Annotated in this window: 25 protein-coding genes; all 25 read right to left on the reverse strand. The window is 49.9% G+C overall.

Going from position 1 to position 26,124, the window contains the following annotated elements; translation table 11 throughout:
* Positions 1-7: 7 nt before the first annotated feature.
* The 25 genes from FBQ74_RS12505 to FBQ74_RS12625 all read right to left on the reverse strand — a co-directional run bounded on the left by FBQ74_RS12505 (position 8) and on the right by FBQ74_RS12625 (position 26,086).
* A complete protein-coding gene (locus FBQ74_RS12505) occupies positions 8-1,153 on the reverse strand; it encodes a protein-glutamate methylesterase/protein-glutamine glutaminase (RefSeq protein ID WP_139756980.1) in 1,146 nt (381 codons plus the stop codon).
* Between the two features lie 35 nt (positions 1,154-1,188).
* A complete protein-coding gene (locus FBQ74_RS12510) occupies positions 1,189-3,462 on the reverse strand; it encodes a chemotaxis protein CheA (protein ID WP_139756981.1) in 2,274 nt (757 codons plus the stop codon).
* A gap of 13 nt (positions 3,463-3,475) precedes the next feature.
* Complete coding sequence (locus FBQ74_RS12515) at positions 3,476-4,225, reverse strand: protein phosphatase CheZ (RefSeq protein ID WP_139756982.1); 750 nt, start codon at positions 4,223-4,225, stop codon at positions 3,476-3,478.
* A 34-nt stretch (positions 4,226-4,259) separates the two neighbouring features.
* The gene (gene cheY, locus FBQ74_RS12520; RefSeq protein ID WP_040610362.1) at positions 4,260-4,643 is read right to left on the reverse strand and encodes a chemotaxis response regulator CheY; all 384 of its coding nucleotides are present in this window, start codon (positions 4,641-4,643) and stop codon (positions 4,260-4,262) included.
* A gap of 52 nt (positions 4,644-4,695) precedes the next feature.
* Complete coding sequence (locus FBQ74_RS12525; RefSeq protein ID WP_139756983.1) at positions 4,696-5,424, reverse strand: RNA polymerase sigma factor FliA; 729 nt, start codon at positions 5,422-5,424, stop codon at positions 4,696-4,698.
* Complete coding sequence (locus FBQ74_RS12530; protein WP_139756984.1) at positions 5,421-6,287, reverse strand: MinD/ParA family protein; 867 nt, start codon at positions 6,285-6,287, stop codon at positions 5,421-5,423. The genes FBQ74_RS12525 and FBQ74_RS12530 overlap by 4 nt, the downstream gene beginning before the upstream one ends.
* The gene (gene flhF / locus FBQ74_RS12535) at positions 6,284-7,741 is read right to left on the reverse strand and encodes a flagellar biosynthesis protein FlhF (RefSeq protein ID WP_139756985.1); all 1,458 of its coding nucleotides are present in this window, start codon (positions 7,739-7,741) and stop codon (positions 6,284-6,286) included. Before flhF ends, FBQ74_RS12530 begins: the two co-directional genes overlap by 4 nt.
* Before the next feature lie 29 nt (positions 7,742-7,770).
* A complete protein-coding gene (gene flhA / locus FBQ74_RS12540; protein ID WP_139756986.1) occupies positions 7,771-9,870 on the reverse strand; it encodes a flagellar biosynthesis protein FlhA in 2,100 nt (699 codons plus the stop codon).
* 163 nt (positions 9,871-10,033) lie between these two features.
* Entirely contained in the window at positions 10,034-11,158 is a 1,125-nt protein-coding gene (flhB, locus tag FBQ74_RS12545) for a flagellar biosynthesis protein FlhB (protein WP_139756987.1), read from the reverse strand.
* A gap of 12 nt (positions 11,159-11,170) precedes the next feature.
* A complete protein-coding gene (gene fliR / locus FBQ74_RS12550) occupies positions 11,171-11,953 on the reverse strand; it encodes a flagellar biosynthetic protein FliR (protein ID WP_139756988.1) in 783 nt (260 codons plus the stop codon).
* 2 nt (positions 11,954-11,955) lie between these two features.
* Positions 11,956-12,225, reverse strand: coding sequence for a flagellar biosynthesis protein FliQ (gene fliQ, locus FBQ74_RS12555; RefSeq protein WP_139756989.1), 270 nt, complete (start codon positions 12,223-12,225; stop codon positions 11,956-11,958).
* Positions 12,226-12,233: 8 nt separating this feature from the next.
* Complete coding sequence (gene fliP / locus FBQ74_RS12560) at positions 12,234-12,938, reverse strand: flagellar type III secretion system pore protein FliP (RefSeq protein WP_408641358.1); 705 nt, start codon at positions 12,936-12,938, stop codon at positions 12,234-12,236.
* A gap of 46 nt (positions 12,939-12,984) precedes the next feature.
* Positions 12,985-13,401 (reverse strand): flagellar biosynthetic protein FliO, encoded by a 417-nt coding sequence (gene fliO / locus FBQ74_RS12565; RefSeq protein WP_139756991.1) that lies wholly within the window; start codon positions 13,399-13,401, stop codon positions 12,985-12,987.
* 28 nt (positions 13,402-13,429) lie between these two features.
* A complete protein-coding gene (fliN, locus tag FBQ74_RS12570) occupies positions 13,430-13,834 on the reverse strand; it encodes a flagellar motor switch protein FliN (RefSeq protein WP_139756992.1) in 405 nt (134 codons plus the stop codon).
* A gap of 29 nt (positions 13,835-13,863) precedes the next feature.
* Positions 13,864-14,922, reverse strand: coding sequence for a flagellar motor switch protein FliM (gene fliM / locus FBQ74_RS12575; protein WP_139756993.1), 1,059 nt, complete (start codon positions 14,920-14,922; stop codon positions 13,864-13,866).
* Between the two features lie 14 nt (positions 14,923-14,936).
* On the reverse strand, positions 14,937-15,470 hold the full coding sequence (gene fliL / locus FBQ74_RS12580; protein WP_139756994.1) for a flagellar basal body-associated protein FliL: 534 nt from the start codon (positions 15,468-15,470) through the stop codon (positions 14,937-14,939).
* An 89-nt stretch (positions 15,471-15,559) separates the two neighbouring features.
* On the reverse strand, positions 15,560-17,428 hold the full coding sequence (locus tag FBQ74_RS12585) for a flagellar hook-length control protein FliK (protein ID WP_139756995.1): 1,869 nt from the start codon (positions 17,426-17,428) through the stop codon (positions 15,560-15,562).
* A 153-nt stretch (positions 17,429-17,581) separates the two neighbouring features.
* Positions 17,582-18,025, reverse strand: coding sequence for a flagellar export protein FliJ (gene fliJ, locus FBQ74_RS12590; protein ID WP_139756996.1), 444 nt, complete (start codon positions 18,023-18,025; stop codon positions 17,582-17,584).
* Positions 18,026-18,028: 3 nt separating this feature from the next.
* Positions 18,029-19,363 carry a flagellar protein export ATPase FliI gene (fliI, locus tag FBQ74_RS12595; RefSeq protein WP_139756997.1) on the reverse strand — a complete coding sequence of 445 codons (1,335 nt, stop codon included), beginning with the start codon at positions 19,361-19,363 and terminating at the stop codon, positions 18,029-18,031.
* Entirely contained in the window at positions 19,356-20,135 is a 780-nt protein-coding gene (gene fliH / locus FBQ74_RS12600) for a flagellar assembly protein FliH (RefSeq protein ID WP_139756998.1), read from the reverse strand. Before fliH ends, fliI begins: the two co-directional genes overlap by 8 nt.
* 21 nt (positions 20,136-20,156) lie before the next feature.
* Entirely contained in the window at positions 20,157-21,200 is a 1,044-nt protein-coding gene (gene fliG, locus FBQ74_RS12605) for a flagellar motor switch protein FliG (protein WP_139756999.1), read from the reverse strand.
* A gap of 15 nt (positions 21,201-21,215) precedes the next feature.
* On the reverse strand, positions 21,216-22,916 hold the full coding sequence (fliF, locus tag FBQ74_RS12610) for a flagellar basal-body MS-ring/collar protein FliF (protein WP_139757000.1): 1,701 nt from the start codon (positions 22,914-22,916) through the stop codon (positions 21,216-21,218).
* Between the two features lie 16 nt (positions 22,917-22,932).
* A complete protein-coding gene (fliE, locus tag FBQ74_RS12615; protein ID WP_139757001.1) occupies positions 22,933-23,271 on the reverse strand; it encodes a flagellar hook-basal body complex protein FliE in 339 nt (112 codons plus the stop codon).
* 317 nt (positions 23,272-23,588) lie between these two features.
* Entirely contained in the window at positions 23,589-24,935 is a 1,347-nt protein-coding gene (locus tag FBQ74_RS12620; protein ID WP_139757002.1) for a sigma-54-dependent transcriptional regulator, read from the reverse strand.
* Positions 24,932-26,086 carry a sensor histidine kinase gene (locus FBQ74_RS12625; protein WP_139757003.1) on the reverse strand — a complete coding sequence of 385 codons (1,155 nt, stop codon included), beginning with the start codon at positions 26,084-26,086 and terminating at the stop codon, positions 24,932-24,934. The genes FBQ74_RS12620 and FBQ74_RS12625 overlap by 4 nt, the downstream gene beginning before the upstream one ends.
* Between the last annotated feature and the right edge of the window lie 38 nt (positions 26,087-26,124).

Here is a 26,124-nt window from a genome sequence, read left to right on the forward strand (position 1 = left end):
CTTTCCCCTACGCTACCGGCATCATTTCGCTGAGAATACACCCAGCCATATCGTCGATGCTGATGCTCTTATGCGCAATATTCGCTTTAGCTACAGCCTGGGGCATACCGTATACAACGCATGACGCCTGATCCTGCGCCCAGATACTTGCCCCTTTTTGCTTAAGCGTCGCGCTGCCTTCCTTACCATCCGCGCCCATACCGGTGAGAATAACGCCCATGACATCGCCACCAAAAGCCTGTGCGACACTTTCAAAGGTCACATCAACGCTGGGCTTGTAAGTCAGTGCACTATCATCAAATTCCACTACCTGCAGCGAAACGCCCGTCTGACGTCTTTGCACAAGCATCTGTTTACCGCCGGGTGCCAGATAAGCACAACCTGGCTGCAAAATATCACCCGAGCATGCTTCTTTAACATTAATTGCACACTGATTATCAAGACGCTGCGCAAACGCTGCAGTAAATGTTCCCGGCATATGCTGGACCAGCAAAATAGGATAAGGGAAATCTGCAGGTAAAGGGGTAAGTAATTTTTGTAACGCAACGGGCCCACCGGTAGAGGCTCCCACCGCCAGGCATTGATAACTTTTACCCGAGCGAGTAACAGAGGATACCGATGGAATAACAGCAGCATCCTTTTGACCGGTTAATACCGATGAGGAACGCAAGAAAGTCGATTTAGGTGCGTTTCGGGGCATGGATGGCATACCCGCAGTATTACTGCTACTCATTGCGGGCCGACGCATGCCCGTTCCACGCCGGGCCAGCAGTCTGACCTTGGTGCGCAATACGCCCGCTGCCTGTTGACGTTCTGAGGCGATTTCCTCGAACTTTTTAGGCAGGAAGTCCAGCGCACCGGCCTCCAGCGCATCCAGCGTCGCCTGCGCGCCCTGATGGGTAAGCGAAGAAAACATAAGGATAGGAACAGGCCGCTGGTTCATTATCGCTTTTACAGCGCTGATACCATCCATCACCGGCATCTCAACATCCATGGTGATAACGTCTACCGATATGCGTCCAAGCATATCGACTGCTTCCTGACCGTTCCGGGCTTCTCCGACCACTTCCAGTTCGCGGTCTGCGTTTAAAATGTCTCGAACACGTCGGCGGTAGAATGTTGAGTCGTCTACCACCAGAACTTTGAAAGCCATGAAATACTTAAATCCTTGGAAAAGGGTTTTACCGGTTAGCCTTTACGGGCATAGCGCTTGAGCAGGCCAGGAATGTCCAGAATCAGTGCAATACCACCATCGGAGGTAATCGTTGCCCCTGCCATACCAGGCGTGCCTTGTAAAAGAGCATCCAGCGGCTTAATAACAACTTCTTCCTGACCGATTAACGCATCGACCACAAAACCAACCTGCTGCGTCCCTATCTGCACTACCACAACGTGACCTTTTTCACGGTTAACGGCTTTGCCACCACGAATCAGCCAGTCGCCAAGGAAGAAAAGCGGGATAGCTTTAGAACGCACAATCATGGTCAATTGCCCGTCTACAGTATTGGTTTTCTTGATGTCCATATTGATGATTTCGCTAACTGCGCCCAAAGGAAGCGCAAATGTTTGTTTGCCAACAATAATCATCAATGTAGGAAGAATAGCCAGGGTCAGGGGTACTTTAATATCCAGCCGAGTGCCTTTGCCCAGTTGAGAGTCGATATTGATAGTACCGTTAAGCTGCGTGATTTTGGTTTTCACCACGTCCATGCCTACGCCACGACCGGATATATCACTGATTTCTGTTTTCGTGGAGAAGCCCGGCGCAAAGATTAGATTGAACGCCTCAACATCTGACATGCGAGCGGCTGCATCAGCATCCAGAACGCCACGACTGATAGCGATATCTTTGAGCTTTTCAGGGTCCATGCCTTTACCATCATCTTCGATGGTCAACAGGATATGATCGCCTTCCTGAGACGCTGACAGCCGAACGGTTCCCATCCGGGCTTTGCCGTTTTCCTGACGCTCATCAGGCATTTCAATACCGTGGTCGACAGAGTTTCGAACCAAGTGAACAAGCGGATCGGCAAGCGCCTCGACCAGATTTTTATCCAGATCAGTATCTTCGCCTTCCAGTTCCAGCGTAATCTCTTTTTTCAGGCTGCGCGCCAAATCACGCACAACCCGCGGGAAGCGTCCGAACACTTTCTTAATCGGCTGCATCCGGGTCTTCATAACGGCGCCCTGCAGGTCGCCAGTAACCACATCCAGGTTCGCAATGGCTTTAGACATCGCCTCATCACTGGTGTTAATACCCAGACTCAACAGCCGGTTTCGTACCAGTACCAGCTCCCCGACCATATTCATAATCTGATCAAGACGCTTTGTATCTACCCGTACTGTGGTTTCTGCCGGAGGTGGCGCAGCGGCAGGCTTCTTGTCATCTTTTTTGGGCGCAGGTGCTGCGCTGGGCTTGCCAGCAGGCTCTGGCTTATTTTTAGGAGGCTGTGACGCCTGCTCCTGTTGCTGACGCGCCTGACTTACGGCCTGGGTTGCCTCAACATCAACTTTAACACGTGGCTTTTCTGAACTGGTTTTCTCAGAAGTCGCGGCCTGTTCATCTTTTACAGATGGGCCCTGTCCTTTACCGTGTAATTGATCAAGCAGCGCCTCAAATTCATCATCTGTGATTTCATCATCACCGCCAGATGCACTGGCGCTGGTTTTGGCTGGCTCAGGCGCGGTTTCATCGCCTTTGGCAGCGCTGAATTGCCCTTTGCCATGAAGCTCATCCAGTAAGGCTTCAAACTCATCATCGGTAATATCGTCACCACCAGCCGGCGCGGCTGTTTCTGCGACAGGTTTGTTTTCAGTGCTGGCGGCAGCATTTTCTGGCGTAGCCGGACGACCCGGCGCGCCGCCACCGTGGAGCTCATCCAGCAGCTTTTCAAATTCATCTTCACTGATTTCGTCGATACCGCCTTCGCCATTTGCAGGCGACATGGCACTTACTTCTGGTGCCTGTGGGGTTTCTTCGACAACTAACTGCGGCTCATCATCCATATTGACCTGCGCATTAGGCTGATGGCCTGCGGTGATACCCTCACCGAAGATATTTTCATCTGGCGATTCGGGATGACTGAGTTTATGAAGTACATCTACCAGCGCAGGATCGGCAGGTTCAAGGGGTTCGCGGGCTTTGACTTTTTCGAACATCGCGACCACGACATCTGTGGCCTGCAAAATAGTATCCATTAACTCCGGAGTTAATGTCCGCTGTCCGTTTCGCATTACGTCGAAGACATTCTCGGCGCCATGGCAAATCTCAACGAGTTCGGTGAGCGACAAAAAGCCGGCACCACCTTTTACCGTATGATAACCGCGGAATATAGCATTTAATAAGTCGCCATCTTCCGGGTGATTTTCCAGGTCAACCAACTGCTCCTGAAGCTGTTCGAGTATTTCTCCGGCTTCTACGAGAAAGTCCTGTAAAATATCTTCATCAAGATCAAATGACATCAGCCCGCACTCCTTAAAAACCTAAGCTAGACAAAAGGTCGTCAACATCGTCCTGACCTTTTACAACGTCGTCGCGTTCCTCGGCATTCATAATGGGCCCTTCAGCGTCGACTTTGCCACTTTCTTTTTTCTGCGTCTGTGGAGCTGGTGTGTCACCTTCGGCATCACCGAACATGGTAAGCATATTAACCAGACTATCTTCGACTTCTTTAACCAGTTCTATCACCCGGCGGATGACCTGTCCGGTCAAATCCTGATACCCCTGCGCCATAAGTACTTCAGTGAGCAAGGCCGTTAAGCGATCTGATTCTGACGAGGCATCATTGAGCAGTTTGTCCAAATCACCGCACAAAGCTTTAAATTCACCCAGCTCTATCTGCCGCGTCATGAGCTTTTTCCACTCAGGCATGATGGTATCGATGCGCTGAGACAACGATTCAGCAATAGGCATACTGGCCTCGACAGCATCCATCGTTGTGTTAGCCGCTTTCTCGGTTTCTTCGATAACATAGGTCAGACGCGTTTGTGCATCCGGGATATCATCGTTGGCCAGACCAACTATGCGCTCATCCAGCTGAAAATTGTTTAGTGCATCGTGTAACTGGCGGGTGAGCTTGCCGACTTCAGCAAATAACTCAATTGACTCTTTCATTGAGACCGCTTCAAGCAACGCATGTGCAGAGTCGTTATCCCCCTGCTCCAGATACGTTACAAGCTGGCGCGCCTCTTCTAATGAAATAGGAACATTGACATTCGTTGTCATCCAGTTTTCCTCTTAAAACCTGAGATCGCCTGGATCAACCTAAACGTTCGAAAATTTTGTCGAGCTTTTCTTTAAGCGTTGCTGCGGTGAAAGGCTTCACAACATAACCATTTACACCAGCCTGTGCTGCTGCAACGATCTGTTCTTTTTTCGCTTCTGCCGTCACCATCAACACTGGCAAGTGTTTTAACTTCTCGTCTGCGCGGATATTGCGTAGCAAGTCAATCCCCTGCATACCTGGCATGTTCCAGTCGGTCACGACAAAGTCAAAGTCGCCCTGCTGTAACATCGGCAGCGCCGTGCTTCCGTCATCGGCTTCCTGAATGTTGGAAAACCCCAAGTCCTTAAGCAAATTCTTTATGATTCGTCTCATAGTAGAGAAATCATCTACCACAAGAATTTTCATATTTTTGTCCAAAATGGCCTCCACTGGGGACTAGTAAATTATTATTAATCGTTATTCATTGTGCTTAGTTATCGGCACGCCACGATTGCATTTTAGCTTTTAATTTTAACATGGCCTGACTGTGAATCTGGCTGACCCGTGATTCACTGACATCGAGCACTTCACCAATTTCGCGTAAATTCAACTCTTCATCATAGTATAACGACAACACAATTGCTTCACGCTCAGGCAATGTAGTGATTGCCTGTGCAAGGGCCTTTTGAAACGCCCCCTGCATTAAATCTTCTAAAGGCAAATCGTTGCCCTGGTTAGTCGGTGCGGTGATAACATCTTCCGACACCCCTAAATCTTCGATCCCCACCAGCTTGCCCGCATTTACTTCATTAAGCATCTGATGGTAGGTATCAATATCGACATTCAGTTTTTCTGCAATTTCGGTATCCCGGGCATCGCGACCGGTTTCCCGTTCAACCTCCTTAATTGCATCGGTTATCGCTCTGCCATTTTTATGTACAGAGCGCGGTGTCCAGTCGCCTTTACGTATTTCATCAAGCATCGCCCCACGAATACGGATACCGGCGAAGGTTTCGAAACTGGCACCTTTTGAACCGTCAAAATTTCGTGCAGCTTCCAGCAAACCTATCATCCCGGCTTGAATCAAATCATCTACCAGCACACTTGCAGGTAGTCGCGCCATCAAATGATGGGCGATACGTTTGACCAGAGAAGCGTGTCTTTCGACAAGCTGAGATTTATCGATTTGCTGTGAGTAAGCAGCCGCTTTGCTATTCAACGTTGCGTTCCCGTTGCTTTTTGAGAAATTAACTGTTCAATGAAAAACTCCAGGTGCCCGCCCGGCTGATTAGGTATCGGCCAGTTCGCTGCATTGTTTGCCAGTCGAGAAATGGCAACCGCTGCAGGAGAACCTGGGAATGCATCCACAATTGCAGTTTGTTTTCGTACTGCGCGACGAATATTTTCATCGAAAGGAATGGTTGCGACTAACTCTAGTGCAACATCTAAAAAACGACCAGTGACTTTGGATAACTTACTGAAAAGCTCCTGTCCTTCTCTGGCATCCCTGACCATATTAGCCACAATTTTGAAGCGGAACACACCGTGCTCGCGATTCAGAATTTTTATCAGTGCGTAGGCATCCGTCAGTGAGGTGGGTTCATCACACACCACTACCATAATATCCTGCGATGCTTTGGAGAAACTTAGCACCATATCAGATATGCCTGCGGCGGTATCTACTATCAACACGTCTATCTGTGTACGCAACTCGCTGAATGCACGAATAAGACCGGCATGTTCGGTAGGAGTGAGCTCCGCCATGGATTGTGTGCCTGACGTAGCCGGCGCTATTTTTATACCATGTGGGCCTGTCACCAACACTTCGTCCAGCGTGCATTCACCCGATAAAACGTGCGCGAGATTTTTCTCTACACGTAAGCCGAGCATAACATCCACATTCGCCAGCCCCAGGTCAGCATCAAGCACCATTACACGCTTGCCCTGCTTGGCCATAGAGATGGCGGTATTAAGGGTGATGTTAGTCTTACCTACCCCGCCTTTACCGCCGGTTACGGCGATAACTTTGATTAACCGTGACTGATTCATCTTTCGTAAGCTACTCGCTTGATCTTCAATCATACTGCCTGTGCTGAATTTTGAAGGTGATTGCCGTTAGTATGATTCAAACCGTACTTTTTATAAAGCTTTGCAGCGGCTGATACCAGAGATTTTGCATCCGCCACCTTAATATCTTCAGGAACCTGCTGACCATCAGTGACATAACTCACCGGCAACGCATGTTCGATTGCTACGCTAAGCACCTCACCCAGGCTATAACATTCGTCCAGCTTCGTGAAAATACAGCCATCCAGTTTCACGCCATCAAACGCGTTGATTATACGTTGCAGCGCCGGATATTGCGTATTAGCTTGCGCAACAAGGTACTTTCTCACCGGTTGCATCTGACCATTGTCAAACTTCGATAACTGCTTAATTAACCGGCTATCACGCTGGCTGAATCCTGCTGTATCAATAAGCACCATACGCTTGTGACGTAACTGAAACAACAGCTCTGCCAACTCTTCGCTGGACTGCGCCTTACGCACTGTACAGCCGATGATTTTGCCGTACGTTGCCAGCTGCTCATACGCTGCAATCCGATAAGTATCAATGGTAATCATCGCCACTTCATCTGCGCCGTATTTCTGTGCATAGCGGGCTGCCAGTTTCGCCACCGTAGTCGTTTTGCCTGTACCGGTGGGTCCCACCAGCGCAACCACACCGGTTTGTTGCAGAATATCATTACCTGATACATGAAGACGATTAGCCAAAAGGTTGAGTAGGTATACCCACGCTTCACGCTCGTTATATTCTTTAGGCGTGTAGTTAACCAGTTGCTCTGCCAGTGAATAGCTCAGGCCCATCCCTTCAAGACAACGGGTAAGGTAGCAATGCGTCGGGCTTTGACGCTGCTGCTTATCATTCATCAGCCCGGCCACCTGAAACTGCAGCACGTTGCGCAGCGATGCCAATTCTTCTTTGATTGCATCCAGATCACTCTGGCTGGTTTGTGCATCAGACGCGGACTGACCTGTGAACTGTGTAGCTGTATCGCTGTGTGCTACCGGACGTTCCAGATCCAGCTCATGATCATCTTCAAAATAATTAATATTGTGACCGCGCGGGGCAGGCTGTTCTGCGCGTGCGCTGGGTGCTGGCCGTGAAGGAGCTTGTGCTGGCCGCGAAGGAGCTTGCGCTGCAGCATTGATAGATTCTGACACCGGGTGCGCCGGTGCCTGACGCTGCGCTTTTTCGACCTGTTTTTCCAGCAATGCGCGCAGGCTATCAGGGCCATCATCGCCAATAATCTCGCTCAGGCTTGGTACAGCTTTACCCGCTGCTGATTGCTTTTGTGATGCAGCCGGACGCTTAGCCTGCAGGTTCACTTCCGGTTCTTTATCGTAGGCTGCTACCAGCTCGATGCCATCAGCAACCTTGCGGTTTGACATGATTACCGCATCACTGCCCAGTTCAGCTTTCACTGCATTCATCGCTTCGCGCATGTCTTTGCCAAAAAAACGTCTGATTTTCATTGCAACCTCTTTACAAGCCGTGTGTCAGATTATTGACCCACTGAACTGACAATTCTTATTTGTTTGTCATCCGGCACTTCCTGATATGACAGGACGTTCAGGCCATTGACAGAATATTTAAAGAAGCGGGATAGCACGGGTCTTAGCATTCCCGATGTCAGCAGTACCGCTGGTTCACCGGCTAATTCCTGCTGCTGACTGGCTTGTTGTAATGATTTTTGTAGCCTGTCAGCAAGACCTGGTTCGATGCCTGCGCCATCTTCTCCGCCTGCCTGTAATGACTGGTGCAACATCTGTTCCAACTCTGGCGCCAGAGTTATGACGGGGATTTCGGCGGTGCCCTGACAAATCTCCTGGGCGATAAGTCGCTTGAGTGAAATACGTACGGCAGACACCAGCACATCAGGATCCTGGCTCTTAGTGCCGTATTCACTCAATGTCTGAACAATCGTACGCATATCGCGGATAGGCACGCCCTCAAAAAGCAGTGTCTGCAAGACTTTAACCACTGTACTGAGCGGTAAAATATCCGGAACCAGTCCTTCCACAAGTTTTGGATTTGATTTGGCCAGCATATCCAGTAACTGCTGCACCTCTTCATGGCCCAGTAACTGATATGCATTATTGGTAAGTAGCTGTGATAAATGCGTGGCAACAACAGTGGCGGCATCGACAACGGTATAGCCTAGTGTTTGCGCGTGCTCACGCTGGCTAGGCTTAATCCATACCGCATCCAGACCGAAAGCCGGGTCCTGAGTCGTCCGTCCTTCCAGATTACCGAACACCTGCCCCGGGTTAATTGCCAGTTCTTCATCATGACTGATCTGCGCATCGCCAATTGTCACGCCTAACATGGCAATCGTATAGGCGTTGGGGTCCAGATCCAGATTATCGCGAATGTGCACAGGGGGAATCAAAAAGCCCAGCTCCTGCGACAGCTTTTTACGTACACCTTTGATACGGGTCAGCAATTCGCCCCCCTGGGATTTATCGACCAGCGGGATCAGACGGTAGCCCACCTCCAGACCCACTGTATCGACTTGCTGTACATCGTCCCAGCCAAGTTCTTTTGCTTCCGGCGCCTCGAGCGGCTCATCAGTAGCCAATGATGTTGCAGCTGGCTCCAGCTCAGCTTTTTTCGCCTGTTTGGTTTGCCAGTAAGCATAGCCACCGGCAATGGCCGAGAAGCCTAAAAATGCAATGTGCGGCATGCCCGGAATGATACCCATCACAAATAGTACTGCAGAGGCAATATACAGCGCCTGCTGATTGCCTAACTGGCTGCGTATCTCTTTGCCCATTTCCTGGGTTTCGTTTTCGCGGGTAACAATGATTGCAGTAGCAACAGATAACAGCAGCGATGGAATTTGCGCGACCAAACCATCACCAATGGTCAGAATCGTATAGACCTCAACAGCGTTACCAAAGGTCAGATCGTGCTGAATCATACCGATGAACAGGCCACCGACAATATTGATAAGCATAATAAACAGGCCAGCTACCGCATCCCCTTTTACAAACTTGGACGCACCGTCCATAGATCCGTAAAAGTCGGCTTCAGCGGTGATTTCCTCTCGACGTTGACGGGCCTGATCCTGGTCTATATAACCAGCATTCAAATCCGCATCGATAGCCATCTGTTTCCCGGGCATAGCGTCAAGGGTAAAGCGGGCATTAACTTCTGAGATACGTCCGGCACCAGCGGTTACTACCTTAAAGTTAATAATCAGCAAGATAGCAAATACCACCACACCAACAGCGTAATTACCGCCAATGACCACGGCACCGAAGGCTTCTATCACCTTACCGGCCGCATCACCACCTTCATGGCCGTACAATAAGACCACCCGGGTAGAGGCAACATTAAGTGCCAGCCTGAGTACGGTGGCAATAAGCAGGACAAGTGGAAAGATACCAAAGTCTATCGGACGCTGGGTGAAGACTGCCACCAGGATGATGACCAGCGATAAGGCGATGTTGAAACTGAAGAGCACGTCCAGCAGGAACGGCGGCATCGGCAGGATAACCATGCCCATAATGGCCAACAGAACGATAGGTGCGCCCAGACCGCTGGTGAACTTTTGCAACTGATTTTTATCGAACCGCTGAAGATAAGCTGCTAACTGCATTGCGTGGAATCTCTCACTATCAGAATTTTGACGCTAAAAGAATGCGATAGCTCAGGTATTTCAACTACCGTGCCATAATTAGAGGTCGTTTTTTGACAGAGAAAAGCTGTGAGATAAACCAGCAACAAATCAGCCGCATACGAAGAAATCGTATTCGCGATTATCAGCGGCGAAGCTCTTCAGGAATAGGTAAATCTTTTTTCAGTGGCTTAGGACGCTGACCTTTACCCGCTTTATAAGCGCGTAGCTGATAAACATAGGCCAAGACCTGGGCCACCGCCATAAATAACTTATTGGGTACTTCCTCGTTCACTTCCGTAGAGTAGAAAATAGCCCGCGTTAGCATGGGTGAAGGAATAAGCGGAACATCGTGCGCCGTAGCGATTTTACGAATGTGCATAGCCAGTTCATCCTGGCCTTTGGCGACGACCACCGGTGCACGGTTGCCGTCTTCCTCGTATTTAATAGCGACCGAATAGTGGGTTGGGTTGGTAACCACCACATCAGCTTCGGGGACATCCTGCATCATGCGGTTGGCTGCAGCCTGAAACTGTAAGCGGCGGATTCGGCCTTTGACCTGCGGATCCCCTTCTGCGTTTTTGTGCTCGTCTTTTACTTCCTGTTTGGTCATTTTCATTTCTTTGTTGTGCTTATGCATTTGATACGGCACATCGAAAATCGCAATGGGAATCATGCCCAGCGTCAGAAATAAAAAAGCCCATTCCAGCATGGTCATGGCATGAAACAGGTTCAGCGGATACATCTCGCGGTCAAGGTGCAATGCTTCGTTTCTAAAGTAAAACAGTGCGCCAATCGCAATCGCGCCGATAACTAAAAACTTGGCAATGGCTTTGAGTAACTCCACCACAGCATTGGGCCCAAGCATGCGCTTAAAGCCATTAATGGGGTTGATTTTATTGGCTTTCGGGGCGGCCGATTTCCAGCTGAAGTTATATCCGCCCAATGCGACACTGCCGTAAATGCCGGCCAGCATAGATACAATCATATATACCAATACCGGCCAGGCCACGGACATCAGTGCTTCACCGCTTGCAGAAAACATGTGGGAGATATCGTAAGTTTCGTCACGTGACAGCGTGAACATGCGTTTTGTCATGACGTAAATGTCTTCAGCGATAATACCGCCCATGAGCAAAAACATCACAGCACTGACAATCAATACCAGCGCCGTGGATAATTCTTTGGATCGGGCAAGCTGGCCCTTTTTTCGGGCATCATCGAGCTTTTTCTGTGTGGGTTCTTCTGTTTTATCCTGAGCGTCAGACACGATCTCCCCTCCCTAACCCGGGCAAATCCGAACCAGTTCACACATGAACTGTTCAGCCCTGTTCCACTGCGCCGAGAAATGGGCAGTAAAGTTATCCAGCGTGATCCAGATAACCAGTAAGCCAGTGATTTGCGCTATAGAAAAACCAATGCTGAAAATGTTCAGCTGCGGCGTAGCCTTTGTCATGACTCCAAAGGCCAGATTAACGATCAGCAACGATACAATAGACGCCAGTGATAATGTGACGGCGGAAATAAACATCCACGCGCCCCAGTGGGCTATCTCTCGCAATTGCTCGCCGGTAAACCAGGCACCGCCAATGGGAAAGGCATCGAAACTGGCCACCACCATCTGAATCATTGACAAATGACCGTCCATTGTCCAGAACAATAGCGTTGCCAGAATAAGATAAAACTGACCCACCGCAGGCACATTAATACCATTCACCGGGTCAACGATTGAAGCGAAGCCCAACCCTGTCTGCATAGCAACAATCTGGCCTGCCAACACAAAGGTGTTCAACACCATCATGGAAATAAACCCCATGGCGACACCGATGAGAAGCTGGCGAATAATTTCCATAAAGGTGCCCAGCCCGACCAGATTATCAATCGGTACAGGGTCAACCACCGGCATAATGATGAGCGCAAGAAAAGCTGCGAGCAGGGCCCTGACCGGTGGCGGCATTGTCTTGGCACTAATCCCAATCATCGCTGCAAACATGCCGCTTATTCGCATAAACGGTAACATTAAGTCAGCCAGAAACTGGAATATAACACCAAGCTCGTATTGCATTATCAGCCAACAACCTGCGGAATTTGCTCAACCATATGATAGAAATAATCCATCAGTTTTTTCACCAGCCAGTTGCCGCCCCAGCTTAACGCCAGTAATGTGACGATGAGACGTGGCAGGAAACTCATGGTTTGCTCGTTGATTGATGTAGCCGCCTGGAATACTGCCACAATTAACCCCACAATCAGGCTGGGAACAATGACGGCAGATACCAGCAAAATAACCATAAACATGGCTTCACGCAGTATCTCTACAAATACCTCGGGTGACATATCGCCTCCTACACGCCCATTCCAAAGCTGGTAGCCAGGGTACCAAAAATCAGGTTCCAGCCATCCACCAGTACAAATAACATTAGCTTAAAGGGCAGTGATACAATCATGGGTGATAGCATCATCATACCCATCGCCATGAGTATAGATGCCACTACCAAATCAATAATCAAAAAAGGGATAAACAACATAAAGCCTATCTGAAACGCCGTTTTCAGTTCGCTGGTAACAAACGACGGAATTAAGATTGTCAGTGGCACTTCGGAAGGCTCCTGGTACTTATCCTCATCTCCGGCAATACGCACAAAGGTTTCTAAATCTTTGACACGGGTTTGCGATAACATGAAAGCTCGCATGGGTTCCTTCGCTTCATCAAAAGCCTCTTTACTGGTCATCTGCTCGTCAAGATACGGCTGTAACGCCTTTTCGTTAATCTGATCAAAAACCGGCGCCATGATAAACAACGATAAAAACAGACTGACCCCGATTAAAATCTGATTAGACGGCGATTGCTGCAAACCAATCGCCTGACGCAGAATCGACAGCACAACAATGATGCGGGTGAATGAGGTCATCATCATGATAAACGCCGGTATCAGACTCAGCGCTGTCATGATGAACAGCGCCTGCAACGTCATCGAATAATCCTGTGTACCATCCGGGTTTGTAGATACGGTTACAGCGGAAATCCCCTGCTGCGCAAACGCAGGCATTGCCAATAGGCTTATCAGCAGTACACCCAGACAGGTTAAAAACGGTTTATTTCTCATCGTTATCGTCTCCCTTCACCGATGGGTTCATTTTGCCCGCCATGGCTTTAACCAACTTATCTTTAAACTGAGTGCCACTGGTAATGGTTTGCTGATTTGACGCTAAGTTTTTTTCCAGCTTGCACAGATGAGAAATATTATGACTGGTTACCCCAATCATGTGCTGCTCATCGCCCACTTCAATAACCATGATGCGCTCTTTGGCACCGGCTACCATGCTGGCAACCACTTTCAACTGACCACCACCACCATGAGTGACATTAAATCGTCGCATTACATAAGCAAGCGCAAAGATAATCGCAACGACCAGCAAAAGTGATAGAAAAATTGACAGTACAGATGTGGGATTGGTGATGGACTGCGTACTTTGCGCCACCGCACGGGATGAGATTACCAGAGGGAGCAATGCGCAACCCCCTGATAAAACGAATGATTTAGCGAAGCTTTTTGATTCTCTCGATTTGACTGATAACATCGGTGAGTCGGATACCAAATTTGTCGTTAACTACTACTACCTCACCATGAGCAATCAACGTGCCATTTACTAATACATCTAATGGCTCTCCGGCAACTCGATCCAACTCGACGACCGAGCCCTGATTCAGTTGCAGTAAATTCCGTATGCTTATCTGACTTCTGCCCACTTCCATAGAAATGGTAACCGGAATATCAAGAATGGTATCCAGCTTGCGTTTTTCCTCTGAGCTAATCGGTGCATCTTCGGTAAATTCATCCAGCTCTGCTGGCTGAACATAGTCCTCTGCGCCCTGATTCTCTTCCGATTCAGCCTGTTCCGCCATTGCGGCAGCCCAGTCGTCCATGCCGTCTTGTTCACTCATAACAATGCCTCTGGTTGCTAAGGCCTGGGTTACAGGTCTTCTTCAAGTACTTGCAGCTCCGCGTCATTATCAATGATGCGGCCACCGCGGGTTAATAGTTGCAGCTCTGATTTCACCGATGTAGGTCGTGGGATCTTATCGGTAATTTTCAAAGCCAGATTATCTCTGGAACGCCCCAGTTTCGCCCTGAACGTCGGTAAATCCTCAATCATCACTGTGATGTGTTCAGGCATTTCTACCGGAATAATATCGCCGGCTTTGAATTCCATCACCTGCTTGAGCGATACCTCGACATCCAGCATGTGGGTAGACAGCTCTACATCTACATCCATAATTTCATCGCGCAGAGCTTTGCTCCAGCGCAAATCGGTATCTTCTTTATCGCTTTGTACACCAGCATCCAATAGCTCCCGGATTGGCTCAAGCATTGAATACGGTAACGACACATGAAAGTCACCGCCGCCGCCATCAAGCTCGATATGAAACGAACTGATAACGACCACCTCAGTAGGACTGACAATATTGGCCATTGCCGGGTTTACTTCAGAATCAAGGTATTCAAAAGAAACATCCATGACCGGTGCCCAGGCTTCTTTGTAATCCTCGAAAATGATTTTTAGGAGCATCTGGATAATACGACGCTCAGTAGGCGTAAATTCCCGGCCTTCGATTTTGGCGTGATAACGCCCGTCACCACCGAAGAAGTTGTCCACCAGAATAAACACCAGACGCGCTTCCATGGTGATAAGACCGGTTCCCTTTAACGGGCGAAAGCGCACCATATTCAGGCTGGTGGGCACAAACAGGGTATGTATGTACTCACCAAACTTTATCATCTGAATGCCGTTAATCGATACCTCTGCAGAGCGGCGCATCATATTAAACAGGCTAACTCGCAGATGACGGGCAAAGCGCTCGTTAACAATTTCGAGCGTTGGCATTCGCCCACGGACAATCCGATCCTGTGAGGAGAAGTCATACTCGAGCGCCGAAGAGTCAGAGGGCGACTCGCTGACCTCGTCTTCTTCTACATCATCGACACCGTGTAACAGGGCATCAATTTCATCTTGAGATAATAAATCACTCACAGTTTTTTCCTGATTTATTGCATGACGAAGCCGGTGAACAGAACCTGCTCAACCACATTGGCTCCAACCGTATCGTTCATTACTTTTTGCACTTCACTGACAGCGCGCTCACGCAGGGCCACTTTACCGACCTCAGTTATCAGCTCATCGGCATTACTGCCACTGAACACCTGCAATAGTGTTCCTTCTATAAGCGGGATATGCATTTTAGCCGTTTCTTCGTTGTCGCTGCCGCGTACCATCAACTGCACCTTTATCTGCACTAACCGGTCGCGACCAGTGCCAGGTACGTTAAACGTAAACGGGCGCGGCATGGCAACATATAAAGCAGTACCCACTTTGGCATCGCCACCGACACTGGCTGGCTGATTGCCGGCAGGCTGCTCCGATTGTGTTGCTGACTCTTCTGCTACCGGTTCATCACTGCCGGAAAATAAAAAGTACCAGGCCGCACCGCCCGCCCCCAGCAATGCCACAATAATAATGGCAATAAGAGGGAGCTTGCTCTTTTTCGTTGTTTCTTCAATCTGTAATTCTTCTTCGGCCATGTTTGTCTCTACTACTTCAGACTCGTCGCGTTTTACCTAGCGGCTATTATCAATGCTCAGCACAAAAGCGCAATAATGCAAAAGACGGATTAGGCATAATCATCTATACCACCCTGGGCTTGCCGCGTTAATGGCTGGTCGATAACGTGGGTGCCTTCGTCAGCATCTGTATGACCAGCAGTCTGTCCGCCGAAACCTCTGCGGCTCTGTGACTGTGAGTCAGACTGGCCCTGACTTTGCTCCTGACTTTGCTGTCGGACCGATGACTCACCAAGTTCAATGCCCTGCTGCGCCAGCATATCCTTCAGCCTTGGTTCGGCCTGAGCGAGTGCTTCGCGGGCTTGAGGCGATTGCACAATAAAGCTGACAGATGCTGCGTCACCCTGGACATTTACCCTTACCTGCATACTGCCCATTTCAGGCGGATCCAGGCGAATCTCGGCCATCATATTCCGGCTGTTAACCATCCAGCGAATCTTCTCGGTCAGCTGTTTCTGACCATCCGGTTGATGGATATTTACCGGTTGCGATAAACCTTCGGCCTGCCGGGTCGCTGAACCAGATTCGGCCCTGACCTGCGTATTTTCTGCTATGGCTATGTCCGGCGTAGCCATCTGCGCAGCCTGCTGCGCCGCAAAGCTTGTGGTATTTGCAGCATTCAGCAGTGTATTAATTTGACTTAACTGCTGGTCAATATTCTGACTTAACGCAGGCGTCACATTTACATCAGCTTGTTGCAATGCTTCGGTTACCATTGCTTTTAAACTAATGCCGGGTTCATGGCCCTGTTGAACCTGTTTTTTCATTTCAGACATCCCCGCTACAATTGCATCGGTGATCTGTTTTTTCGCACTTTCAGATACTGAGGGCACCAAGTCCGCCACGCGTGAGGTAACGTTTTGCGCAAGCTGCTCAGTCTGCTTATCATCCAGACTGACGATATTTTCCATCAGTGACAATATTTTCGGACTGACACCTGACTCTAATGCAACGGACTCTGCTTTCATTGTTTCAGAACCGGCCCCTTGTTGCTTCGTGACCTGCCCCTTAATCATCGACAACAATAAGTCTGCATCTTTTTGCGCAACGTCACTTTCCGTTGATGCATTGAGTTTTGCTACCAGTGCTTCCAGTGACTGACTATTGTCAGCGCTCTGCTGACCTGAACTTTCACTTTGCAGCCCACTGACAATAGCTGCCGACAGCTCTTTAAGGGTAGCAGACGCTGAGCCCGCTGTTGAACCCGCTTCGCCGTCAGCACTTTTCTGTTGATTGGCAATTTCCTGACCCAGTCTGGCAATCAAATCAGGTATTGCAGGAATTTTGTCCTGTTCACGCCCGGTAGTTTCTCCTTGCAGGTTTAGCAAGTGGGCGATTTTAGCGGCTTCATCAACGATACCGGCGCTTTGCAGGGCTGCATTCTCTGTTGCCCCGGCCCCGGAGATAGCAGCGTCAGTATCTACACCTTTATTCAGGGCGTCTTCTGATAAGCTGCGGACCTGATCAACATAGGCCAGCCAGTCAATATCCTGTGCAGCTTCTTCCCTGCCGGCGATTGAATCGGTCAATTCGTCTGCTACAGCGATCGCCTCACCCTGGATGTCTTCGGATTTTGCAGCTGCCGTTTTTTCATTGTCCATTGATGCATTCGCTTCAACGTCAGACGTACGCTTATCTTCGGCGCGGTGTGAGTCCTTTGCCTTCACCCGAGAATCGCTGGCAGAGGCACTGCTATTGTCGCTGTTTTTCTGACGGATTTCGGTCTTTTTGCCAGACGCCGCTGTATTCGCGTCAGTTCGGGCAGATGCTTTATCTGCTGCGGCAGACTGATTACTTTGCCGAAACGCCTGCGAAAAAGCAGCGCCGTTGGTCGACTCCGGCTGCAAAGCAACATCACCGTCAAGATTTATCGGCAAGGCGGCAACGTCCTGACGTTTCGTGGCAATGTCTTGCATCATAACCTTAGGTTCCTTATTTGAAATTCCCGCACAGGCCTTAAAAAATCGCGCTTGTAAGCCATATCACTGAGAGCGGAAAACCGTCACTGTGATGAATAGAGCAAGTCGTGTTCCAATATTTAAAACTGACAGAAAATATGTCAGTGAGAAGGGTTAATATCTTGTTTTAGCGCGTAAAAAACGCTGGAGGGCAAACTCGTCTAGCTGGTCCTGTTCACGTCGGCCCGCCGCCACTGCCGCTTCCTGGTCTTTCTTGTCAATAAGGTAATCGACGGCTTTTCGACGCTTTTGCTGTTGAAGGTAATGCTGGCGACGCTGATCAACCACTAATGAAGCACGGGATATTATCTGATTTTGTTGCTCGCAGGCTTTATCAAGCTTAGCCACGAATTGCAGGTGCTGGTGATATTCGCGCGCGTCGAGCCCGCCATGCTGCCCGTTTCGTTGCAGGTTACGCAGATAATCCAGGCGATATTGCTGCAAGCTGTTCAGTTTCTGGCGCTGTTCATTCAGACTGTGCTGCGCCATCTGATAAGCCTGCGCTGCTTTTTCTTCCCGATCGCGCTCAACGCGAATAACGGTATCAAGCTGTCCCATCGGTTACCCGTTCCCTAGTCCGCCAGCCAGCGCTTGCATGGCTTCATGGCACTCTTCAAAAGACAGTGTTTGTTTCATCCCCTGCTGCAAAAATGCATTGATAGCAGGTTCAGCCCTGATAGCCAGGTCGATGCGTGGATCAGAGCCGCGCGCATACGCGCCAATAGCAATCAAATCCTGATTTTGCTTGTAGGTTGAGTAAACCTGGCGAATCCGGCGCGCCTGTGTCTGATGTTCTTCACTAACTACCATTGGCATAACCCGGCTGATAGATGCTTCAATATCAATAGCAGGATAATGCCCACTGTCAGCCAGCTTACGTGATAAGACCACGTGACCGTCAAGAATCGCGCGTGCGGCATCCGCAATAGGATCCTGCAAATCATCACCTTCTGTTAACACCGTATAAAAAGCGGTTATTGAGCCCTGATTCTCAGAACCATTGCCAGCCCGCTCAACCAGCGCCGGCAACCGTGCAAATACCGAAGGCGGATAGCCTTTTGTTGCCGGTGGCTCGCCCACAGCAAGGGCAATTTCACGCTGCGCCATCGCATAACGGGTCAATGAATCAATCAGCAGAAGAACATTCTTGCCCTGATCACGAAAATATTCGGCAATAGTGACCGCTGTTTCACACGCTTTTAAACGCATAAGTGGCGAGGTATCAGCCGGTGCAGCTACGATTACTGCGCGCTGACGCTCTTCTTCAGTGAGGATTTCATGAATAAATTCTTTAACCTCGCGCCCCCGCTCGCCGACCAGGCCAACCACGACAATGTCTGCCTCGCTGCCCCGGGTCATCATGCCCAAAAGAACACTTTTGCCCACGCCACTGCCGGCAAATAAGCCCATTCTCTGCCCGACACCGACGGTATTTAATGCATTTATCGAGCGCACACCGACATCCATCGGCTCGCTGATAGGCTTTCGCAATAACGGATTCATGGCAGCCCGGGTGGTAGGCATCCGGGTATCGGTTTTCAACGCGCCCAACCCATCAAGAGGCTGACCGTTGCCATCTACTACTCGCCCTAGCAGGCCCATTCCCACTGGCAAACCGCTTTCCCGGTCCAGCGGAATCACCCGCGAACCGGGGACAATACCGCGTACCGCTTCGGTGGGCATCAGGTAAGTAATATCATCGCCAAAGCCTACAACCTCGGCTTCTATTTCGCCCTCAATAGTCTGCACTTTACACTGACTGCCGACGGGTAACTGACACCCAACGGCTTCAAGCGTCAGACCGATACCACGCACCAGCTTACCGGCGGCCACAATAGGCGGCTTGGGTATCTGGTCTTTCAGGCTGTTGAAATAGTCTTCGAAGGGATCAGTCACGGTGCAATCCCTGCTCTAACAAGAATCTGTCGAGCACTTCCCGGGTCCGGCGTTCTACAGAATTATCGACGGCATTGGTGGTAGTTACTATGTCACAGCCTCCACGGGACATGGATGGTGACTCAATTAACTGCCAGCCTTTCTCCGCTACCTTTTGTGCACCGAAATGCTCAGTAATCAGTGCCACATCTTCAGGGTGCATATGCACCTGGTATGCACTTTCGTTAACGGGCAACGCTTTCATGCCTTCCGCCAGCGCCTGTAAGATAACCTGCTCGTTGGTGGTGACTTCATGACGAATAACGGTTTTAGCCAGTGCTACGGCCAGCTGCACAAGCTGTTGGCGCGACGCATCCGTGACCTGATTGAGAGGAGCGTGCAAATTATCTGTCAGTGACTGCCAAATCTCGCTTTGCGCTTCTATTTGGGAACGTGCTTCATCCAGCCCCTGTTGCAGGCCTTCTTCGTGGCCTGCCTGGCGGCCAGCCTCAAGTCCTTCCTCATAGCCCTGCGCCTTACCTTCTTCGAAACCTGTCTGTTTACCTTCGGCGTAACCTTCCTCCTGCGCTGCCTGACGAATAGCTTCAATCTCTTCCAGCGTAGGGGGTTTTATTTCTTCCTCTTCTTCGGGCGGTTCATATTTCCAGTCACTGCGACGGTTCAGTGCATTAGTCTTGTTAGCCTCGTCTGCTTCCCTGCCCGCATCGTCTACAAACGGCAAATCCCAGAGTTTAGCCTGCGCCGCGGACAAATCATCATCATACTCAGACATGGTTCAGTCTACCGAAAAAGGTTACAGGAATTCTTCGCCGCCACCGCCGCCAAGCATGATTTCGCCCGAATCAGCAAGACGTCTGGCCACAGAAAGAATCTCTTTTTGTGCAGTTTCCACTTCTGATACCCGGACTGGCCCCATGGCCTCCAAATCATCAGTAAGCATTTCAGCCGCACGTTTAGACATGTTGCGGGTAATCTTGTCCTTAAGCTCGTCGTCCGCACCTTTAATCGCTTTAAGCAGCGCATCCTGTTGGACTTCGCGCAGAATAGCCTGAATGCCTTTGTCATCCACATCGACCAGGTTATCAAAAACAAACATCAGATCTTGAATCTGCTGACTCATCTCTTCATCCTGCTCACGGATTGCGTCCATCAACTGACCTTCGATAGCCGTATCAAGATAGTTCATGATATCTGCAGCAGATTTCAGGCCGCCCATCTTGGCTGCCTGCGTACCAGCCTGACCAGCAAACTGTTTCTCCATGATTTCGTTCAGTTCTTGCAAGGCGGCAGGCTGAACTTCTTCAAGGTTGGCAATACGCATCAACAGATCCAGACGTACTTTTTCCGGGAACTGCGCCAGAATCTCGGCGCTTTGCTCAGGCTCAAGATACGATAAAACAATGGTCTGAATCTGCGGGTGCTCGTTACGAATAATTGACGCCACCTGTTTAGAATCCATCCATTTAAGAGAATCCAGACCTTTAGCGCCGTTACCCAGCAGAATCTGATCGATAAGATTCGCTGCTTTGTCTTCACCTAACGCTGCGGTCAGTGCGCGCTTCACAAAGTCCTGGCTCTGGAAGCCAATCGTGCTGTAATTCTGTATCTCTTCGATAAAATGCTTATGGACAGAGGTGATTTTGGCCTGTGTCATATCATCGACTTTAGCCATCTCCGCACCCAGCTTCTGAACCTGCTTAGGCTCAAGGTGCTTCAGGATCTGCGCGGCGTCTTCTTCCGACAGACTCAGCAGCAGGATGGCGGCTTTTTCAACACCCTCAAGCTTACCAACGTCGTAGCCGCTCTCTTCATTATTTGTTGCCAGTTCTTCAGCCATCGTCAGACGCTCCTACTACTCATCCTGCATCAGCCAGCCTTTGACGACCTGAGCTGACAGCTCAGGCTCATTGGCAACCAATGCCCGCACCGCTTTTAATACATCTTCATCTTTATGCAGATCCGGCAGCATCAGGGAACCATCTGATGCAAATCCAACCTGCCCCTCATCAAAGTCTGAGCTGAGCATACTGATGGTTTCGTCACCCAAATCCAACCCTTCGTCAGCATCATAATCATCAGAGTCGTTGGCCGTGTCGGGGTTAATCAGACGGCGTAGCATCGGACGGATGACAAAGATAATCAGAACAATGATGACCAGTGCGCCGGTTACCAGCTTCAGTATAGGTAAGAACTTCGGATCTTCCCAAAATGGCAGTTCCTCTACCACACCACTATCCATTCGGGTAAACGGTACGCTCACTACTTCTAACGAGTCACCACGGGTGACATCAAAGCCCAGGCCGCCCTGAAGTAAACGGCGGATGTTCAGTAAATCATCCTGCTTTCTGGGCGCAGAGGTCGCGCTGCCGTCTTCGGCGGTACTGTGCGCATAGTCCACCGCTACAGAGACACTCAGACGACGAATGACACCGGTTTGCTTTTTGGTGTGGCTGATAGTGGTATCCAGCTCATAGTTCCGGGTTTCTTCTTTGCTGTTGCTGCCAGGAATCGGCGCTGCATTGCCTCCCTGACCGGTGGCATCTTCAGGGATATTTGACGCCAGTGGTGGCTGATTGGTCAGTGCACCAGGGATACCGCCGTTTGCACCACCCACCGTGTTTTGTTCAATAACCATTTCGCTGCGCACAGCGGGCAAATCGGGGTTGTAGCTGCGCTGAGTTTGTTCCATGGCGGTGAAATCCATAGACACATCAACCTGAGCGGTATAGTTGCCGATTCCAAGTACAGGAATCAAAATCGCATCAATTTTCTCGAGATACTCCTGCTCGCGCTGACGTTCAATTTCGTATTCTTTACGCGCTCGTGCGCTCATTGAGTCCTGTGAGCCGGAGTTCAACAAACGACCGTTACTGTCAGTTACCGTGACATTTTCCGGGTCCATCATCTGCACTGCTGAGGCCACGATATCCACTACGGCATCAACTTCTTCACCGGTAATCGCTTTGCCCCGGCGCGCCGTTAACACGATAGTTGCGCTGGCTTTTTTCTCGCGACGGGCAAAAACATTTTCTTTTGGCATTGCCAGCAGCACACGTGCCTTCTGAATGCTGGACATGTCTTCGATGGTTGAGGCAATCTGCATTTCGCGGGCATGCTTCAAACGCTCTGACTCTACCCGTTGGCTTACGCCAAAGCCCATATCCTGCATGATGATATCTGCACCGGCATCAGTAGACTGCGTCAGCCCCTGACGGGTCATGCCCAGGCGGACATTCTGGAACTCATCATTTCGTACATAAACCGTGTTGCCTTCCAGCTTGTACTCAATCTGATTTGCGTCTAAATAATCAAGCGTTTCGATCAACTCTTCGGTAGGCATTTTGGCCAAAGGACGGTAGTCCGGTTCCTGCGCCCAAATCATAATGAACACAGCAATTGCCACACAGATGACCAGAACGATGACCAGCGCCATCTGCCGCATCATGTCAGCGCTACCCAGCGTGTCCATGAAGCCAGATTTATTTTCAGCCTCTGTTGATGCATTCATCGCATCAGAATCAGCGACAGTTAGGTTGGTTCCTGTTTCAGCCATCTGAGTAATTCCTCACCTACACCGGCATGTTCATAACTTGCTTGTATGCTTCAAGCACTTTGTTGCGTACCTGCACGGTTGCCTCAAACGCAATACCGGCTTTCTCTTTTGACACCATGACGTCTGCCAGACTTACTGATTTATCACCCATCTCAAAAGCCCGCTGTAAATCTTTTGACTGCATCTGCATGTCGTTAACACCTTCCAGTGCGCCTTTAAGCATGGTAGAAAATTCGCTGGCCGAGCCTGCGGCTTCCTGGACTTGCTGCGGCTGGGGCATTTCAGTCGACTGCAGGCGTGTCTGTCCGATCATCGCTTGCATTTCCTGGTACAGGCTGTTTCCTTTAATGTCCATTGCAACTCTCCGCTTAATGACTTGTTGTCAGATTTCTGTCTGACATCGCTCTATGGAAGAGTAAAAGCAACTAGCAGGCCAACTTTAAAATAAATTAAAATTCAATGAGTTAGAAAAGAAAAGCCAAAAAAATGACAGGCTCTGGCATGGTATATAACGAAGGGGAAGCACAAGAAAAAGTGCAAGAAGCCCGGCAGATGCAGGCAGCAGTTAATTAAACCGGCAATGTTGTTCACGCCAGCTGATACAGCAATAGTCAGCCAGCGCGATGGTGGACCGGATAATCAGGAACCAGTTACGCCGGTACCCTGAATCTATCAGGCCGGTAGTTCTATACCGTCCTCGCGCATACGCGCCAGTTTGTAACGTAAGGTTCGGGGACTAATACCCAGCTTCTCAGCGACATCCTTACGTTTGCCGTTACATGCCTCAAGCGTATCCAGAATTATCTGGTGTTCCTGCTGGCGCAGCTCTGAGCCGAGACGGCTGGGATCTTCTTCAGCGGCAGGCTGGGAATAACTGTGACTGGCAAGTGTCGCCGCCATATCGATCATCAGGTCGCCGGCATCAATACAATCACCGTTACATAATATCAGTGCCCGCTGAACAACATTCTCCAGCTCACGGACGTTGCCGGGCCATTCATACTGGGTCAGTTTATTTCTGGCCGCCGCGTTCAGGGTAATATTTCTCATACCCTGTGCTGATGCGTGGCGGCTAATAAGATGTTCAGCTAATGGCACTATGTCTCCGGGTCTGGCTGCTAATGGCTGCCAGGTAATCGGAAATACGTTTAACCGATAGAACAGATCCTCGCGAAACTTACCGGCATCGACCGCTTCTCTCAGGTCGCGGTTGCTGGTAGCAATGACTCGCACATCCAGTTGTACCGTTTTTCGTCCACCCAGACGTTCAACTTCTTTCTCCTGCAGAACCCGAAGTAATTTAGCCTGTAATGCCAAATCCATTTCCGTAATTTCGTCCAGCAGTAATGTACCGCCCTGCGCTTGTTCGAATTTACCGGGGCAAGCCTGAACAGCACCAGTAAATGCGCCCTTTTCATAGCCAAACAGCGTGGCTTCAAGCATATTTTCAGGAATGGCCGCACAGTTAATAGCAACAAACGGCGCCTGACTACGGGTAGACTGATCGTGAATATAACGTGAGAGCACTTCTTTGCCGGAGCCACTCGGTCCCAGTACCATCACCGTGGCATCGGAGCGGGCCACTTTGCGTGATAACTCGAGTAGCTGAACACTGGAAGGATCTGCCACTATTGGTGTGGTCGATTCAACTTTGCGCGCGGGCGCATAGCGCTCGACAAGATTTAACAGCACTTCAGGCGCGAAGGGCTTTGACAGATAATCGGTTGCACCATCTCGCATTGCCTGGACCGCATCATCTATTGTGGCATACGCCGTCATCAACAATACGGGCATTTGCGGAAAGCGCGACTTGATATTTTTGAGCAATACCAGCCCGCTCATCTTGGCCATCTGAATATCACTGACAACTAAGTCGACAGTATACTGGCCCAGACATACCAATGCTTCTTCAGCACTTTGTGCAGAAACCACACGGTAGCAACCCAGCGACAGCGTATCGATTAACGCCTCGCGCAGGCCGGCATCGTCTTCTACGATTAGAATGGTGGTATCACTCATACAAGTTCTCCATCAGAATGTGTCGTGGGAGCCACATGTTGTGTGGCATGTGCCGGAAACGACATGGTAAACACCGCCCCAGAACCGGCTTTATTTGCCACCGCGAACTGGCCTTTATGCGCATTCACGACAGATTTAACCACTGCCAGCCCCAATCCCGTACCATGTGTTTTGGTAGTAAAAAAGGGCTCAAATATTTTATCTTTTACTGAGTCACTGACACCCGGGCCACAGTCGGCCACTTCAATCGAAAGAAGGCTTTCAGCCATGCTGGCTTTTACAGTCACTCTGGTGCCCGGTTCACTGACCTGACAGGCATTATGAACAAGGTTGAGCACAGCGCCCTGCAATGCAGTCAAATTACCGACCAATGCTGCATCCTGCTCAAATCCTTCAAAGACCACTGATAACTGCGCCTGGTCAGCCAGCGTAATGGCATTTGGCGCGATTGCCATTTTCAAATCTGCCAACGTCAGATTACTGACAACCTGATCCTCACCAGACTTGGCGAACAACAGCATGTCATTAACCTGGCTTTCCAGTTCCTGCAAACGTGCTGTGAGCTTATGAGCAAATCCGGAGGTAGCATCCTGACCAAGATCTGAACGAGTCAGGTTAGCCGCGTAAAGCATTGCAGCCGAAAGTGGGGTTCTGATTTGATGAGCCAGCGAGGCAACCATTTTACCCAGCGCTGACAGCCGCTGCATGTGGCTGACGCGGGCCTGAAGCTGACGGGTTTCGGTCAGGTCGGTCAGAACAATCAGCTGACCTGGTTCGTTTTGTAATGGTGTTATGGATAACTTCACACGACGGCCATCTATTAAAGATACCTCGTGACCATCATCCGCGCGCGGCTTGAACGAACGGGCAATAATAGTTCGCCACAACTCGCCTTCAAGCGGCTCGCCTAATAAATCTATCGCCTGACTGTTGGCTTGTCTGACAATGCCATAACCGTCTAATACGATGACGCCAGCCGGCATTACCTGAAGCAGGTGCGATAAACGGTCGGCCTGCTGACGCAGCGCAGTTACCTCTGCAGAATCAGAAAACTGCTCATCGGCAGACGACGCAGAAAAATGCGCATCACAAATGTCATTGGCATAAGGGGAATCATGTTGCATTGAAAAATGACCGCTGTCATATGTCATACCGACCTCGTCAAAAAGCAGACGTAACTACGAATGAC

This window comes from Salinimonas iocasae (genome assembly GCF_006228385.1).
Lineage (GTDB): Bacteria > Pseudomonadota > Gammaproteobacteria > Enterobacterales > Alteromonadaceae > Alteromonas > Alteromonas iocasae.

Bases quoted from the DNA above. Each gene is read 5' to 3' on its own strand.
- fliF (WP_139757000.1), bottom strand. From the start codon at position 22,916: ATGGCTGAAACAGGAACCAACCTAACTGTCGCTGATTCTGATGCGATG.
- fliP (WP_408641358.1), bottom strand. From the start codon at position 12,938: ATGCCTGCGTTTGCGCAGCAGGGGATTTCCGCTGTAACCGTATCTACA.
- fliL (WP_139756994.1), bottom strand. From the start codon at position 15,470: ATGGCCGAAGAAGAATTACAGATTGAAGAAACAACGAAAAAGAGCAAG.
- FBQ74_RS12515 (WP_139756982.1), bottom strand. From the start codon at position 4,225: ATGACAACGAATGTCAATGTTCCTATTTCATTAGAAGAGGCGCGCCAG.
- fliN (WP_139756992.1), bottom strand. From the start codon at position 13,834: ATGAGTGAACAAGACGGCATGGACGACTGGGCTGCCGCAATGGCGGAA.
- fliR (WP_139756988.1), bottom strand. From the start codon at position 11,953: ATGCAATACGAGCTTGGTGTTATATTCCAGTTTCTGGCTGACTTAATG.
- fliG (WP_139756999.1), bottom strand. From the start codon at position 21,200: ATGGCTGAAGAACTGGCAACAAATAATGAAGAGAGCGGCTACGACGTT.
- FBQ74_RS12530 (WP_139756984.1), bottom strand. From the start codon at position 6,287: ATGATTGAAGATCAAGCGAGTAGCTTACGAAAGATGAATCAGTCACGG.
- flhA (WP_139756986.1), bottom strand. From the start codon at position 9,870: ATGCAGTTAGCAGCTTATCTTCAGCGGTTCGATAAAAATCAGTTGCAA.
- flhF (WP_139756985.1), bottom strand. From the start codon at position 7,741: ATGAAAATCAGACGTTTTTTTGGCAAAGACATGCGCGAAGCGATGAAT.
- FBQ74_RS12620 (WP_139757002.1), bottom strand. From the start codon at position 24,935: ATGAGTGATACCACCATTCTAATCGTAGAAGACGATGCCGGCCTGCGC.
- FBQ74_RS12510 (WP_139756981.1), bottom strand. From the start codon at position 3,462: ATGTCATTTGATCTTGATGAAGATATTTTACAGGACTTTCTCGTAGAA.
- fliE (WP_139757001.1), bottom strand. From the start codon at position 23,271: ATGGACATTAAAGGAAACAGCCTGTACCAGGAAATGCAAGCGATGATC.
- FBQ74_RS12585 (WP_139756995.1), bottom strand. From the start codon at position 17,428: ATGATGCAAGACATTGCCACGAAACGTCAGGACGTTGCCGCCTTGCCG.
- fliH (WP_139756998.1), bottom strand. From the start codon at position 20,135: ATGTCTGAGTATGATGATGATTTGTCCGCGGCGCAGGCTAAACTCTGG.
- FBQ74_RS12625 (WP_139757003.1), bottom strand. From the start codon at position 26,086: ATGACATATGACAGCGGTCATTTTTCAATGCAACATGATTCCCCTTAT.
- fliQ (WP_139756989.1), bottom strand. From the start codon at position 12,225: ATGTCACCCGAGGTATTTGTAGAGATACTGCGTGAAGCCATGTTTATG.
- FBQ74_RS12505 (WP_139756980.1), bottom strand. From the start codon at position 1,153: ATGGCTTTCAAAGTTCTGGTGGTAGACGACTCAACATTCTACCGCCGA.
- fliJ (WP_139756996.1), bottom strand. From the start codon at position 18,025: ATGGGACAGCTTGATACCGTTATTCGCGTTGAGCGCGATCGGGAAGAA.